Below are 13,611 nucleotides of genomic sequence, written 5' to 3' on the forward strand. Positions count from 1 at the left end.
CGCAAAGGAGGGGGTCATGGCGGTGATCGACGACGACGTGTTCGCGGCACTGGTGGACAGCGCCGGGGCCGACTTCATGCCCGAGCTGATCGACTCCTTCCTGGAGGACGTGCCGCAAGGCCTGGCGGCGATGCGGTCGGCCATCACTGCCGGCGACGCGGTGGCCTTCAGACGGCATGCGCATTCGCTCAAGAGCAACGGCGTGACGTTTGGAGCCACGGCTTTCGCCGAGGCGGCGCGCGCGCTGGAGCACACGACGCTGGCCGAGCTGGGCGCTGCTGCCGCCGGCCGGGTCGATGCGCTGGCCGCGTTGTTCGACCCCGTGGCCGCCGAGCTGAAGGAGCGCCGCCATGCGTGACCGCCGTGCCAAGCGTGCGCGCATCCTGCTGGTGGAGGACAACCGGGTCAACCGCCTGCTGCTGGCGCGCCACGTCGAGTTGCTGGGCCACGAGGTCGTGGCGGTCGAGGACGGCCTGGCGGCGCTGCAGCGCGTGCAGCAGGAGGCCTTCGACCTGCTGCTGGTGGACATCCACATGCCGGGCATGGACGGCATCGAGCTGATGGAGAAGCTGCGCGCCCACCCCGAGCTGCGCGAGCTGCCGGTCATCGTGACCTCGGCCGTCGAGGGCATGGACAGCATCGTGCGCTGCGTCGAGCTGGGCGCCGAGGACTATCTGCACAAGCCCGTCAACCTCGTGCTGCTGAAGGCGCGCATCAACGCCAGCCTGGAGCGCAAGCGCCTGCGTGACCAGCAGCGCGAGCTGGTGCGGCGCTTCGCGACCCGCGAGGTGGCCCAGGACCTGGAGGCGGAGGGCTTCGCACTGGGCGGGCGCCGGGTGCAGGCGACGGTGCTGTTCTGCGACATCCGTGGCTTCACGACGCTTGCCGAATCGCAGCCGCCCGAGGACATCATCGAGCTGCTGAACACCTACTACACGCTGATGTTCGCGGCCATCAACGGTCATGGCGGCGTCGTCAACCAGATGATCGGCGACGGTCTGATGGCCATCTTCGGCGCGCCGCAGCCGCTGCCCGCGGCCGGCCAATGCGCCGTGCTGGCGGCGGCCGAGATGATCGAGATGGTGGCCCAGTTCAGCGAGGAGCAGCGCGCCGCCGGCCGGCCCGAGATCCGCATCGGCGTGGGCATCGCCAGCGGCGATGTCGTGGCCGGCTACACCGGTACGCGCCAGCGCGCCACCTACACCTGCATCGGCGACGCGGTCAACGTCGCGGCGCGCATGGAAGCTCACACCAAGGTGGCCGGCCACGCCGTGCTGTTCGACGCCGCGACCCAGGCCCAGCTCGCCGGCGCGCTGCCGAGCGAGCCCATCGGGCCGGTGCAGTTCAAGGGCAAGACGAGCTCGGTCGACGTCTTTGCGCTGGTGCTGGCGTGACTGGCTCTGTGAATTGCCTTCGACTTGCGGGCCGAGCGCCGGGCCTGCCCTGGGTCAGAGGCCCAGGTCCTTCCGTAGGCACAAGCAGTCCGCAGGGACTGCTTGTGTCCGACTCCAGTTCCCAAGCCGGCCCGCCCATGGCGATGTGCTCGGCGGTCAATCCGCCGAGCATCGCCGCTCCCTCGGGGGGCCGGCCAAGGTATTCCTTGGACGGGGGGCTCACATGACCGAGGGCTATCACGACCGCCTGCTTGGCGAGCTGCTGGCCCAGGCCTTCGGCGAGCTCGACGCGGCCACGCTGGCCCTGCTGCGCGAGCAGCTGACCTGGGTCGAGGTGGCTGGCGGCCAGACGTTGATGCAGCAGGGCGAGCCGGGCGACTCGATGTATCTGTCGGTCAGCGGGCGCTTGCGGGCCTATGTGTCGAGTGATGGCGAGGCGCCGCGTGTCGTGCGGGAGCTGGGACGTGGGCAGGTCATCGGCGAGATGAGCCTGTACACGGCGGCGCCGCGCTCGGCCACCGTCGTCGCCATCCGCGACTCCGTGCTCGTGCGGCTGGACAAGGATCCCTTCCTGCGCCTGATCGAGCAGCAGCCGCGCGTCGGCATCGCGCTGACGCGCCAGATCGTGCATCGGCTGCAGACCGAACATGCGCCCGCGCCCTTCGCTGCGCCGGTCGTGCAGGCGCTGCTGCCCATCACCGCCGGCGTGGACGCGGCCGGGCTGGCACTCGGCCTGGCGGCGGGGCTTGGCCGTTTCGGCCGCGTCTGCGTCATCGACGCGGCCGCGGTGGATGCCGCCGTCGGCGCGGCGGCCGACGAAGGCGAGCGCTATCGCCAGGTGTCGCTGTGGCTGGACGAGGTCGAGGCCGCCCACGACTTCGTGTTGCTGCTGGCCGACGACGCGCCCACGCCCTGGACGCAGCGCTGCTGCCGCCATGCCGACGAGGTGCTGCTGCTGGCCGATGCCGGCGCCGCGCCGGCCGTGCACCTCAGCGAGACGCAATGCCTGGTGCAGCGCCCGCCACGAACGGAGGCCGACGAGATCCTCGTGCTGCTGCACGCGGCCGACACGCCGGCACCGCGCGGCACGGCGGCCTGGCTGGCGCGCCGGCCGGTGGCCGATCATTTCCACGTGCGCCCCGCGCTGGCAGGCGACCTGGCCCGCCTGGCACGGCTGCAGGCGCGCCGCGCGGTCGGCCTGGTGCTGGCCGGCGGTGGCGCGCGCGGCTTCTCGCACCTCGGCCTGCTGCGCGCGCTGCAAGAGCAGGGCGTGGTGGTGGACTGCGTGGGCGGCACCAGCATGGGCGCGGTCATGGCGGCGCTGGCCGCGACCGACCAGCCGCTGGCGCACACCACGGCCGTTGCGCGCGAGGCCTTCAAGGTCAACCCGACCGGTGACTTCAACCTGCTGCCGCTGATCTCGCTGATCCGCGGCCGGCGCCTGCGCGGCATCCTGGACCGAGCGCTCGGCCGGCTGGCCGGCCCGGGCGCCGGCATCGAGGACCTGTGGAAGCCTTTCTTCTGCGTGGCCACCAACTATTCCCAGGCCAGCGAGGCCCTGTTGACCCACGGCCCGCTGGAGCGTGCGCTACGCGCCAGCACGGCCATCCCCGGCGCGCTGCCACCCGTCGTCGTCGATGGTGACCTGCTGTGCGACGGCGGTAGCTTCAACAACTTCCCCGTCGACGTGATGCGCGCGCGCCGCGGCGTGGGCCTGGTCATCGGCGCGGACCTCAGCCTGCACAAGGCCCGCAAGCTCGACTTCGACGAGGTGCCCGGCCCCTGGGCGCTGCTGCGCGACCGCTGGCGCGCGCGCTCGCGGCGGCGCTACCGGCTGCCCGCGCTGTCGGCCTATCTGCTCAACGTGACCATCCTCTACAGCAGCTCGCGCCGCCGTGCCGCGCAGGCCGCCTGCGACGTCTATTTCAACCCGCCGCTGGAGCGTGTCGGCCTGCTGGCCTGGCAGCGTTTCGACGCCATCGTCGAGCAGGGCCACGCGCATGCGCTGACCGTGCTGGCCCAACCCCAAGTTCAGGCGCTGCTCCAACCATGACCGACACCCTCGCCACCATCCTCGGCTTCATCGGCGCCACGCTGATGCTGGCCAGCTATCTGATGAAAAGCATGCTGCCGTTGCGCATCGCGGCACTGACGGCCTGCTGCTTCCTCGTCGCCTATGGCGCGCTGAAGTCGGCGCTGCCAACGCTGCTGCTTTATGGCGCACTGATCCCGATCAACATCAAGAAGACGTTGCAGATCAGGAAGCTCGTCAAGGCCATCGAGAACGCGCGCGACGGCACGCCAGTGTCCGAGTGGCTGCTGCCGCACATGCACCGCCGGACCGTGAAAGCCGGCACCACCTTGTGGCGCCAGGGCGATGCCGCCACCGAGATGCTCTACCTCGACACCGGTACGCTGCGGCTGGCCGAATACGACGAACTGCTGCCGCCGGGCAGCCTGGTCGGCGAGATCGGCCTGTTCGCGCCCGACAACCGCCGCACGCTGACGCTGGAGGCTCCGGGCGATTGCGTCGTCTACAGCCTCACAGCCGAGGAGATGGCCTTGCTCTACTACCAGAACCCCAAGCTCGGTTTCCACGTCATGCGCCTCGTCGTCGCGCGCCTGATGCGTGATGTGCAGCGCCATCGACCCGAAAACGGGTTGCCGTCGGCATGAGCGGCGTGCTGGACCGCTGAAGGCGGCCGAGGCCGTGGCCTGGATCACGCCGCAGCGGGGTCTTGAGGCGGCCCGACAGACCCGGTCAAGAATTCCCCGCAGCGGCGGCTGTCGGCAGCTCCTAGGCTTGGAGCCATGTTGGCCGTCGTCCTTTCCACCCCTCAGGCGGGCCAGCGCGTCAGCTGCCGGGGCAGCCTGCCGATGGAGATCGGCCTCTACACGGCCGTCGAGCAGTTCGATGCCGCCGGTGCCGAGAGCCTGCAGCTGACGTGGGCCAGCAACGTGCCCGCCGACGCCTGCCGCGCTCTCGGCCTGGCCGATCTCATCGCCACGACGGCCCGAGAGGACGCCTGAACGATGGGCTTGCCGGAATTGCGCGAAGACACGTATGTGCGGCTTGGTGGGCTGATGCAGGAGAACCTGGGATTGGGCTTTGCGACGGTCAAGAGGACCGTGGTGGCGTCCCGTCTGGCGCCGCGGCTGCAGCGCCTCGGCCTGGACAGCTATGAGGCCTATGTCACGCTGATCGCCACGGCGGACGATGGCGGCGAATTCCAGATGGCTGTCGACCTGCTGACCACCCCCGAAAACCATTTCTTCCGTGAGTTGATGCATTTCGACCTGCTGGAGTCCGAACTGAGCCGTGTCCGTCCGCAGCGCCCGCGGCTGTGGAGCGCGAGCACTTCCTTCGGCGACGAGGCCTACAGCCTGGCCATGCTGCTGGCCGACCTGCAGCAGGCCGGGCGCGTCGGCGCTGATTGGCTGGTGCTGGGCACCGACACCAACGAGCGCCGTCTGCGCAGCGCCGCCGAGGGCCTCTACCCGCAGGCGCAACTGCGCGGGGTCACGCCGGAGCGGCTGCGCCGTTACGGCCTGGGCGGCGACCCGGCAAGTACCGGCCTGGTGCAGATGCAGGCCGGCCTGCGCGAGCGCGTGCGCTTCGAGCGCCACGACCTGCGCGCACCGCTGCACGGCGCTCAGGGCTTTGATGCGATCTGGCTGCGCCAGGTGCTGGTCTATTTCGATGCGGCGACGCGCCAGACCGTCCTGGCGCAAGTGCTGGCGCGGCTGCATCCCGGGGGCTTGTTCTTCGTTGGAACGGCCGAGCAGGGCCTGGTCACGACGCCGGGCCTGGATGCGCTGGCCCCAGGCGTTTTCAGAAAACAGGTCTAGATCAGCTGCAGCGGCGCGCGGAAGACATAGCCGACCCGCGACTTGCTCTGCAGCGGCACCAGGGTGGGCGTGGCGCGCTCGATGCGGCGGCGCAGGCGGTAGATGGTGGCCGACAGGCCGTCGTCGGTCTCGCCCTCGGGCACCTCGCGGCCGAGCTTGTTCAGCAGAGTCTCGCGCGTGACCGGTTCGCCGCCGGCCTGGGCAAAGCATTCCAGCAACTGGCGGTCGGCCTCGCTCAACTGGATGCGCGTGCCGTCGGGCACGACGAGCTCGCCACTGGCGCGGTCCAGCTTCCAGACCGCGTCGGCCGCCGAGGGCTTGGCAACGCGGCGCTGCACGGCGGCAATCGCCAGCGACACCTGCTCGAACTGCACCGGCTTGACGAGATACATGTCGGCGCCAGCCGTGATGACCTCGCGGAAGACTTCCGGCCCGAGGCGCCCCGACACGACGACGACGCCGGCATCGGTGCGCCGGCGCAGGATCTTGATCAGCTCCACGCCGTTGACGCCGGGCAGCATCAGGTCGACGAGATAGAAATCAAAGCCAAAGGCATCGGGTGAGGCCAGCAGCGCATTGCTGTCGTCGAAACGGCTGACCGCGATGCCCTGCTGCTCCTGCAGATGCTGGGTCAGGAACTCGGAGTACTCAGCGTCGTCATCGATGAGGGCGAGGGTCTTGGGTTGCATGGTGGCGGGGGACACGAGAGCAGCCGCGGAGTTTGCCGCATGACTGGGGCGTCAGCATGCCTCGGAAAGCCTCTTGAACGTGGTTTGCTGCACGTTTTGGGTCATAAATGACTGACACTAGGCGGACGCTGTGATAAATCAAGCCGCCAACGAGCGGCACGAGGAGACCGCGATGGCCGATGACGTGCAAGCCGAAGGCCCAGACGAGTTGACTTGGCTGCATCCGGGCCAGCGCGCGGCGCCGCCCGAGGCGCTGCGACGCATCCAGGTGCTGTGTGGCAGCCGGCCCGACCTGTTCGCCGCCATGTTCCTCGTGCTGGCAACCCACCAGGAGCTGCCGCGCGACATGCTGGCGGCGGCGATCAAGCAGTTCCGTGCCGACCTGGATGCCTACAGCCGCGACGATGTTGTCAGCTTGCTGACAGCCATCTGGAATGGCGGCAAGAGCGGCTTCGATGCCGTGTTGCGCACACGCGCCAATTCGCCCAAGAAGGGCGGCGGCGCGTTCTCCTGGGTGAAGGAATGAGCCTCAGCCCTTGAGGCCGAGCTTGCGCCAGCCCTCCACGCCCAGCTTGTCCAGCGTTTCTAGGTTGTTCTCGTAGATGGACGCCGTGTCGGGCATGGACTCGACGGCGCGCTCGATGCTGTCTTCGCGCAGGATGTGCAGCGTCGGGTAGGGCGAGCGGTTGCTGTAGTTGGCGATGTCGTCGGGCTCATTGCCTTCGAACTGGTATGCGGGGTGGAAGTCGGCGATCTGCAGGATGCCGTCGAGCTTCAGTTCTTCCACCAGCGCGTCGGCCGCGTCCAGGAAGTCGTTGAAGTCGAGGAAATCGGTCAGCACATGGGGATGGATGACCAGCGTCGTGTCGACCTCTTCCGGATCGGCACGGTTGAGCGCCAGCAGTTCGCGGGCCAGGTCCTTCAGCAGCGCCTCGGGCTCGGTGGCGTCGCTGACGACGTAGCGGATGCGCTCGTTGACGTGGACGGCCTTGGCGAACGGGCAGAGGTTCAGGCCGATGACGGCCTTGACGACCCAGTCGCGGGTGTCCTGGATGATTTGCTCGTGATTCATCGCGGTGTATTCAACCAGGCTTCAGCCATCCTGACCCACATCGAGCCGCCCAGCGGAATCAGCTCATCGTTGAAGTCATAGCTCGGGTTGTGCAGCATGCAGGGCCCCATGCCATGGCCACCGACGCGGTGGCTGCCGTCGCCGTTGCCGATCAGGAAGTAGCAGCCGGGCTTGTCGAGCAGGTAGTAGCTGAAGTCCTCGGCGCCCATGGTGGGCTCGAACTCCTGCACGTTGTCGGCACCGACCATGTCGGTCAGCACGCGGCGAGCGAATTCGGTTTCTTCGGGGTGGTTGATCGTCGGCGGGTAGTTGCGTCGGAATTCGAACTCGGCAGTCAGCTCGAAGGCGCCGGCGAGCTGCTCGGTCATCTCCTTCATGCGGCGCTCGAACAGGTCCAGCAGCTCCAGCGTGAAAGTGCGCACCGTGCCCTCCATGACCACTGAGTCGGGCACCACGTTGGTCGCCTCACCGGCGTGGATCATGGTCACGGAGATGACGCCGGGGTCGATGGGACGCTTGTTGCGCGACACGATGGTCTGGAAGGCCGTGACGAGCTGGCAGGCGGCCGGCACCGGGTCCAGGCCGAGGTGGGGCATGGCGGCGTGCGAGCCCTTGCCGCGCAAGGTGATCTTGAACTCGTTGCTGCTGGCGAACACCGGGCCACTCTTCAGCGCGAACTGGCCGGCCTGCATGCCGGGCCAGTTGTGGGCGCCGAACATGGCCTCCATCGGGAACTTATCGAACAGGCCGTCCTTGATCATCTCGCGCGCGCCGCCGCCACCTTCCTCGGCAGGCTGGAAGACGAGGTAGACGGTGCCGTCGAAGTTGCGGTTCGTCGCCAGGTGCTTGGCGGCGGCCAGCAACATGGCGGTGTGGCCGTCATGGCCACAGGCGTGCATGCGGCCCAGGTAGGAGCTGGCGTGCGGGAACTCGTTGCGCTCGGTCATCGGCAGCGCGTCGATGTCGGCGCGCAGGCCGACGGCGCGGTCGGACGAGCCGTTCTTGACGATGCCGACGACGCCGGTCTTGCCCAGGCCCCGGTGCACGGGGATGCCCCAGTCGGTCAGCGCCTGGGCGATGACGTCGGCTGTGCGCTGCTCGTGGAAGCAGAGTTCGGGGTGCTTGTGCAGGTCACGGCGGATGGCCGTGATGGCCGGCGCGTCGGCCAGGATGGTGTCGATGAGCTTCATGAGAGGGTGACTTCAGGCTCTGTAGAGGCCTGAGTTTAGGATCGGGGCCTGTTACCAGGGCAAAGGTCGGGTGCGTTGCCACTCAAAAGCCTGCGAGCAAGGCGCGAAACGAAGCTGGGGTCGTCCCCAGCGAGGCTTCGCAACGCCGCGCGCAGGCTTTTGAGTGACAACCCTTCGGGAGAGGGTCTGCGCGGGCGCATGGCGTTGTTGCGCGCCTGGCCTGGGCATGAGCCCTGGCGGCGCCGCGCGTCTAGCCCTGCACCCGCGCAGACCCTCTCGCACCGATCTTTGCCCTGGTAACAGGCCCCTCCGTGAACGTTCGTCGTTGGTCAAGAAACTGGCTGTTGTGGCTGGCGCTGCTACTCCCCCTCGCGCAAGCGATGGCCGGGGTGCATGCGCTGTCGCACGTCGGCAGCGACCGCCAGGACGACGGCATCGCCCACCTGGTTCACTGCGACCTCTGCCTGACCGCCGCCGACCTCGGCGCCGGCGCGCCAGTGGCCGAACCGGTGGTTCTGGCTGTCGGCTCGGCCACGCATGCCGCGCCGCTAGTGGCCCGCGGCGGTGTACCGCGCGCGGTCAGCCTCGGCCTGCCCCCGGCCCGCGCGCCGCCCGCTTCCGCCTGAAGTCCAAGCCTTCCCGCGCCCAAAGTTGGCGCGGGTGTTTGCGTTTTCTTGCGGAAGTACCTTCATGCGTTCCTTTGCCCTGGCGCCCCTTGCGGCCGCCTGTCTTGTTTCCCTTTCTGCTCAAGCTGAGCCCGCCGAATCCCTCGACAAGGTCGTCGTCACCGGCAACCCGCTGAAGAGCCAGGTGCTGGCCCAACCCAGCGATTCCCTCAGCGGTGACCAGCTCGTGCTGACCCGCGCCGCCAACCTCGGCGACACCCTTCAAGGCCTGCCCGGCGTGGCGGCCACCAACTTCGGCCCCAACGCCAGCCGGCCCAGCATCCGCGGCCTGGATGGCGACCGCGTGCGCATCTTGAGCAACTCCGGCGCGTCGGTGGACGCGTCCAACCTCAGCTTCGACCACGGCGTGGCCATTGACCCGCTGGTCATCGACAAGGTCGAGGTGCTGCGCGGCGCGGCGGCCCTGCTGTACGGCGGCAACGCGGTGGGCGGTGTCGTCAACACGTTGGACAACCGCATCCCGCGCACGCTGATCGACGGCCTGAGCGGCGCGGCGGAAGTTCGCCTCGGCGGCGCCTCGCGCGACAAGAGCGGCGCCGTGGTGCTGGACGGCGGCAGCGGCCAGCAGCACGCCGGCTTTGGCTGGCATGTCGACCTGGCCGGGCGTGACGCCGGCGACCAGGTCGCCCCGCGCTTTGACAGTGATGGCGAAACCCGCACCAGCGTGCGCAACTCCGCGGCGCGCAGCCATGGCGGCGCGGTGGGCGGCTCGGTGTTCTTCCAGGGCGGCTATGCCGGCGTGTCCGTGGACGACTTCCACACCAACTACGGCACCACGGCCGAGGAGGACGTGACCATCCGCATGCAGCGCCAGCGCCTGGCGACGGCGGGCGAGTGGGCGACGGCCGACGGCCCCATCCACCGCGTCAGCTGGCAACTCAGCCGCAACCGCTACGAGCACCAGGAGGTGGAGGGCACGGGCGAGGTCGGCACGACCTTCAAGAGCACCGGTACCGATGGGCGCCTGGAGGTGGAGCACGCCGCGATCCAGACCCCATGGGGCCCGGTCAAGGGCTTGGTCGGCCTGCAGACCGAGTCGCTGGACTTCTCGGCCCTGGGCGAGGAGGCCTTCGTGCCCAGCACGCGCACCCGCAATACCGGCGTCTTCGTGCTGGAGCAGGCCAGGCTGGGCGGCGTGGACTGGTCGGCGGGCGCGCGCAGTGAGCGCGTGACGGTGGACTCGGACGGTGGCGAGCGCTTCGGCACCCCGGCGGACAGGCGCTTCAAACCCGTCAGCGTCGCGCTCAGCGGCGTCTATCCCTTGAGCGACGCCTGGAGCCTGAGCGCCAACCTGAACCGCACCGAGCGCGCACCGGCCTACTACGAGCTGTTCGCCAACGGCCTGCATCTGGCCAGCGCGGCGTATGAGCGGGGCGATGCCAACCTGGGCCTGGAGCGGTCCAAGGGCCTGGACGTCGGCTTGAAGTGGGAATCGGCGCAGAGCCACGTCCACGTCAATGTCTACGAGACGCGCTTTACCAACTACATCGCGCTGCAAGCCACCGGTGCGACGGTGGACAACGACGGCGAGGCGGTGCCGGTCTACAACTTCCAGGCCGTGCCGGCGCGGCTGCGTGGCGTCGAGCTGGAAGGCCGCTGGCAGCTGCATCCCACCATCGCGTTGCTGAGCCAACTGGACGCCGTGCGCGGCGACAACCGTGCCACCGGCGAGCCCCTGCCGCGCCTGGCACCGCTGCGCGCCATGCTGGGCCTGGAGGCCCGGCAGGGCGACTGGTCCGGCAAGCTGGAATGGCGCGGCGCCGCCCGCCAGACCCGCGTCGCCGAGTTCGACACGCCCACGCCCGGCTACGGCACGCTGCGCCTGTCCGTCGCCCGCCAGCTGCGCTGGGGGCAGACCGACGCCCTCTGGTACCTGAAGCTCGACAACCTGGGCAACAAGCTGGCCTACAACGCCACCGCCGTGCCGACCATCCGCGACCTGGCGCCCCAGGCGGGCCGGTCGGCGAGTACAGGGTTGCAACTGCGTTTCTGAGGCCTCGACCCGGTGTACAACCGTGCATGCCGCCCATGTACCGGGCGGTATGCACGCAAGTCGTGCGTGCACGCACCAGAAGCTTCTTTCTAGCGCGGGCGCGGAACTTGCGTCGCGAGGCAGGGAACAGGAGCAACGATGCAGACCGCCTTTGACGAGATGAATGCCGCTGCGCTGCAGTGGCAAGGCGCCACCGGCCAGGCCCAGCAGGCCGGTGGCGTGCGTGCTCACTACGAGAGCTATGCCCGCTGGCTGGCCGAGCAGCCCGAGTCGCTGATGCGCGAGCGGCGCGAGCAGGCCGAGCTGATCTTCCGACGCGTGGGTATCACTTTCGCCGTCTACGGCGACAAGGACTCGGGCGAAGGCACCGAGCGCCTGATCCCCTTCGACCTGATCCCGCGGGTCATCCCGGCCAGCGAGTGGACGTCCATGCAGGCCGGCCTGGCCCAGCGCGTGACGGCGCTGAATCGCTTCATCCACGACGTCTATCACGACCAGGAAATCCTCAAGGCCGGCATCGTGCCCGCCGACGAGATCCTGAACAACGCCCAGTTCCGCAAGGAAATGATGGGCGTGGACGTGCCCGGCGGCGTCTACAGCCACATTGCCGGCGTCGACATCGTGCGCGCCGGCCACGCCGACGGTAGCGGCCACTACTACGTGCTGGAAGACAACCTGCGCGTGCCCAGCGGCGTGAGCTACATGCTCGAGAACCGCAAGATGATGATGCGGCTCTTCCCTGAGCTGTTCGTCAATCACCGCATCGCGCCGGTGGCGCATTACCCCGACCTGCTGCTGGACACGCTGCGCAGCGTGGCGCCCTCGGGCGTGTCGGACCCGACCGTCGTCGTGCTGACGCCGGGCATGTACAACTCGGCCTACTTCGAGCACGCCTTCCTGGCCCAGCAGATGGGCGTGGAGCTGGTCGAGGGTCAGGACTTGTTCGTCGACGGCGGCTTCGTGTACATGCGCACCACGCGCGGCCCCAAGCGCGTCGACGTGATCTACCGCCGCCTGGACGACGACTTCCTCGATCCCAAGGTGTTCCGCGCCGATTCGCAGCTGGGCTGCGCCGGCCTCGTGGACGCCTACAAGGCGGGCAAGGTGACGCTGTCCAACGCCATCGGCACCGGCATCGCGGACGACAAGTCCATCTACCCCTACGTGCCGAAGATGATCGAGTTCTACCTCGGCGAGAAACCCATCCTGCAGAACGTGCCGACCTATGTCTGCCGCGACAAGGAAGACCTGGCCTACACGCTGGCGCACCTGTCCGAGCTGGTGGTCAAGGAGGTGCACGGCGCAGGGGGCTACGGCATGCTCGTCGGCCCCGCGGCTACCAAGGCCGAGGTGGAGGCCTTCCGGGCGCAGCTCATTGCCAACCCGGGCAACTACATCGCCCAGCCGACGCTGTCGCTGTCGACCTGCCCGACCTTCGTCGAGTCGGGCATCGCGCCGCGTCACATTGATCTGCGACCCTTCGTGCTGTCGGGGTCGAGCGTGCGCATGGTGCCCGGCGGGTTGACTCGGGTGGCGTTGAAAGAGGGGTCCTTGGTGGTGAACAGCAGCCAGGGTGGTGGAACCAAGGACACCTGGGTTCTTGAGGACTGAGGGAGGACTGATCGATGCTTTCAAGAACCGCTGACCACCTGTTTTGGCTGAGCCGCTATATCGAGCGGGCCGAAAACACCGCTCGGATGCTGGACATCGCGTACCAAACCTCCCTCCAGCCGCAATCGGCGACGGAATCCGAGCAGTCGTGGAGCAGCCTGGTGTCGATCTCCGAGCTGAACAGCCTCTACAACACCAAGTACCCGCGCATCAACAGCCGCAGCGTCATGGAGTTCATGGTGGCCGACGAGAACAATCTCTCGTCCATCTTCAACTGCCTGCGCGCGGCGCGCGAGAACGCGCGGGCCGTGCGCGGTGCGCTGACGACCGAGGTCTGGGAGACGATGAACCAGACCTGGCTGGAGTTCCGTCGCCTGCTGCGCGAAGGCCTGCTGACGCGAGATCCGTCGCAGCTGTTCGAGTGGGTCAAGTACCGCTCGCACCTGTCGCGTGGCGTCACGGTCGGCACCATGCTGCAGGACGAGGCCTTTCACTTCATCCGCATCGGCTCCTTCCTGGAGCGGGCCGACAACACGGCGCGGCTGCTGGACGTCAAGTTCTATCGCCACGACGGGGAGATCGTCTCCGAGCGCGACACGGCGCGCGATTTCTACTACTGGTCGGCCGTGCTGCGCTCGGTGTCGGGCTTCGAGATCTACCGCAAGGTCTACAGCAACGTCATCCAGCCCGACAAGGTGGCCGAGCTGCTGATCCTGCGCCCCGACATGCCGCGCTCGCTGTCGCATTGCGTGACGCGCATGCTGGCCAACCTCAAGCGCGTGGCCAATCCACAGTCGGGCGAGACGCTGCGCCGCGTCGGGCGGCTGGAGGCGGAACTGGCCTTCGGGCGCATTGACGAGATCCTGGCCAAGGGCTTGCATCCCTTCCTGGACGACTTCCTCGCCGAGGTGGCCGATCTCGGTGCCGGCATCAGCCGCGACTTCCTCGTTCCTTCGACAGGATGACAGTGCCCCTCGCCCTGTCCTGCCGCGCTGAACGCGGGCGGGTCCGGTCGGTCCCCTTAGGGGACGGCGATGCTCGCGGCATTGAGCCGCGAGCACATCGCCATCGCGGGCCGGCTTGGGAGCGGCCCGGCGCTCGGCCCGATAACTCTATGCGTCGCGATA

Annotated in this window: 14 protein-coding genes; 11 read left to right on the forward strand and 3 right to left on the reverse strand. The window is 68.5% G+C overall.

Features of this window, described 5'->3' with window-relative positions; all coding sequences use genetic code 11:
* The first annotated feature begins 16 nt into the window (after positions 1–16).
* From ASC91_RS23150 to ASC91_RS23175, 6 genes are all read left to right on the forward strand, one after another.
* Positions 17–358 (forward strand): Hpt domain-containing protein, encoded by a 342-nt coding sequence (locus ASC91_RS23150; RefSeq protein ID WP_056202705.1) that lies wholly within the window; start codon positions 17–19, stop codon positions 356–358.
* Positions 351–1,394, forward strand: coding sequence for an adenylate/guanylate cyclase domain-containing protein (locus ASC91_RS23155; RefSeq protein ID WP_056202707.1), 1,044 nt, complete (start codon positions 351–353; stop codon positions 1,392–1,394). Before ASC91_RS23150 ends, ASC91_RS23155 begins: the two co-directional genes overlap by 8 nt.
* A gap of 223 nt (positions 1,395–1,617) precedes the next feature.
* A complete protein-coding gene (locus tag ASC91_RS23160; protein ID WP_056202711.1) occupies positions 1,618–3,447 on the forward strand; it encodes a patatin-like phospholipase family protein in 1,830 nt (609 codons plus the stop codon).
* Entirely contained in the window at positions 3,444–4,070 is a 627-nt protein-coding gene (locus tag ASC91_RS23165) for a Crp/Fnr family transcriptional regulator (protein WP_056202713.1), read from the forward strand. The genes ASC91_RS23160 and ASC91_RS23165 overlap by 4 nt, the downstream gene beginning before the upstream one ends.
* A gap of 135 nt (positions 4,071–4,205) precedes the next feature.
* Complete coding sequence (locus ASC91_RS23170) at positions 4,206–4,424, forward strand: hypothetical protein (RefSeq protein ID WP_056202716.1); 219 nt, start codon at positions 4,206–4,208, stop codon at positions 4,422–4,424.
* Between the two features lie 3 nt (positions 4,425–4,427).
* A complete protein-coding gene (locus ASC91_RS23175) occupies positions 4,428–5,243 on the forward strand; it encodes a protein-glutamate O-methyltransferase CheR (protein ID WP_056202720.1) in 816 nt (271 codons plus the stop codon).
* On the opposite strand, the gene ASC91_RS23180 is transcribed toward ASC91_RS23175, so the two are convergent.
* Positions 5,240–5,932: a response regulator transcription factor gene (locus ASC91_RS23180; RefSeq protein ID WP_056202722.1), complete on the reverse strand. Its 693-nt coding sequence runs from the start codon at positions 5,930–5,932 to the stop codon at positions 5,240–5,242. The genes ASC91_RS23175 and ASC91_RS23180 overlap by 4 nt on opposite strands.
* Positions 5,933–6,104: 172 nt before the next feature.
* On the opposite strand from ASC91_RS23180, the gene ASC91_RS23185 reads away from it, so the two are divergent.
* On the forward strand, positions 6,105–6,458 hold the full coding sequence (locus tag ASC91_RS23185) for a hypothetical protein (protein ID WP_056202726.1): 354 nt from the start codon (positions 6,105–6,107) through the stop codon (positions 6,456–6,458).
* Positions 6,459–6,461: 3 nt separating this feature from the next.
* Here the strand turns inward: ASC91_RS23185 and ASC91_RS23190 are convergent, their stop codons facing one another.
* The gene (locus ASC91_RS23190) at positions 6,462–7,004 is read right to left on the reverse strand and encodes a DUF1415 domain-containing protein (protein WP_056202728.1); all 543 of its coding nucleotides are present in this window, start codon (positions 7,002–7,004) and stop codon (positions 6,462–6,464) included.
* Positions 7,001–8,194 carry a M20 aminoacylase family protein gene (locus ASC91_RS23195; RefSeq protein ID WP_056202732.1) on the reverse strand — a complete coding sequence of 398 codons (1,194 nt, stop codon included), beginning with the start codon at positions 8,192–8,194 and terminating at the stop codon, positions 7,001–7,003. Before ASC91_RS23195 ends, ASC91_RS23190 begins: the two co-directional genes overlap by 4 nt.
* 311 nt (positions 8,195–8,505) lie before the next feature.
* Here ASC91_RS23195 and ASC91_RS23200 point away from each other — a divergent pair, with 311 nt between their 5' ends.
* The 4 genes from ASC91_RS23200 (at position 8,506) to ASC91_RS23215 (ending at position 13,449) form a co-directional block, all read left to right on the forward strand.
* Complete coding sequence (locus ASC91_RS23200; RefSeq protein ID WP_157282007.1) at positions 8,506–8,820, forward strand: hypothetical protein; 315 nt, start codon at positions 8,506–8,508, stop codon at positions 8,818–8,820.
* A gap of 64 nt (positions 8,821–8,884) precedes the next feature.
* Positions 8,885–10,873: a TonB-dependent receptor gene (locus ASC91_RS23205; RefSeq protein WP_056202737.1), complete on the forward strand. Its 1,989-nt coding sequence runs from the start codon at positions 8,885–8,887 to the stop codon at positions 10,871–10,873.
* A 138-nt stretch (positions 10,874–11,011) separates the two neighbouring features.
* Entirely contained in the window at positions 11,012–12,484 is a 1,473-nt protein-coding gene (locus ASC91_RS23210; RefSeq protein WP_056202739.1) for a circularly permuted type 2 ATP-grasp protein, read from the forward strand.
* 14 nt (positions 12,485–12,498) lie between these two features.
* On the forward strand, positions 12,499–13,449 hold the full coding sequence (locus ASC91_RS23215) for an alpha-E domain-containing protein (protein WP_056202742.1): 951 nt from the start codon (positions 12,499–12,501) through the stop codon (positions 13,447–13,449).
* The last annotated feature ends 162 nt before the right edge of the window (positions 13,450–13,611 follow it).

It is taken from the genome of Pelomonas sp. Root1237, assembly GCF_001425055.1.
Classification (GTDB): domain Bacteria; phylum Pseudomonadota; class Gammaproteobacteria; order Burkholderiales; family Burkholderiaceae_C; genus Pelomonas.

Bases quoted from the DNA above. Each gene is read 5' to 3' on its own strand.
- ASC91_RS23150 (WP_056202705.1), top strand. From the start codon at position 17: ATGGCGGTGATCGACGACGACGTGTTCGCGGCACTGGTGGACAGCGCC.
- ASC91_RS23155 (WP_056202707.1), top strand. From the start codon at position 351: ATGCGTGACCGCCGTGCCAAGCGTGCGCGCATCCTGCTGGTGGAGGAC.
- ASC91_RS23160 (WP_056202711.1), top strand. From the start codon at position 1,618: ATGACCGAGGGCTATCACGACCGCCTGCTTGGCGAGCTGCTGGCCCAG.
- ASC91_RS23165 (WP_056202713.1), top strand. From the start codon at position 3,444: ATGACCGACACCCTCGCCACCATCCTCGGCTTCATCGGCGCCACGCTG.
- ASC91_RS23170 (WP_056202716.1), top strand. From the start codon at position 4,206: ATGTTGGCCGTCGTCCTTTCCACCCCTCAGGCGGGCCAGCGCGTCAGC.
- ASC91_RS23175 (WP_056202720.1), top strand. From the start codon at position 4,428: ATGGGCTTGCCGGAATTGCGCGAAGACACGTATGTGCGGCTTGGTGGG.
- ASC91_RS23180 (WP_056202722.1), bottom strand. From the start codon at position 5,932: ATGCAACCCAAGACCCTCGCCCTCATCGATGACGACGCTGAGTACTCC.
- ASC91_RS23185 (WP_056202726.1), top strand. From the start codon at position 6,105: ATGGCCGATGACGTGCAAGCCGAAGGCCCAGACGAGTTGACTTGGCTG.
- ASC91_RS23190 (WP_056202728.1), bottom strand. From the start codon at position 7,004: ATGAATCACGAGCAAATCATCCAGGACACCCGCGACTGGGTCGTCAAG.
- ASC91_RS23195 (WP_056202732.1), bottom strand. From the start codon at position 8,194: ATGAAGCTCATCGACACCATCCTGGCCGACGCGCCGGCCATCACGGCC.
- ASC91_RS23205 (WP_056202737.1), top strand. From the start codon at position 8,885: ATGCGTTCCTTTGCCCTGGCGCCCCTTGCGGCCGCCTGTCTTGTTTCC.
- ASC91_RS23210 (WP_056202739.1), top strand. From the start codon at position 11,012: ATGCAGACCGCCTTTGACGAGATGAATGCCGCTGCGCTGCAGTGGCAA.
- ASC91_RS23215 (WP_056202742.1), top strand. From the start codon at position 12,499: ATGCTTTCAAGAACCGCTGACCACCTGTTTTGGCTGAGCCGCTATATC.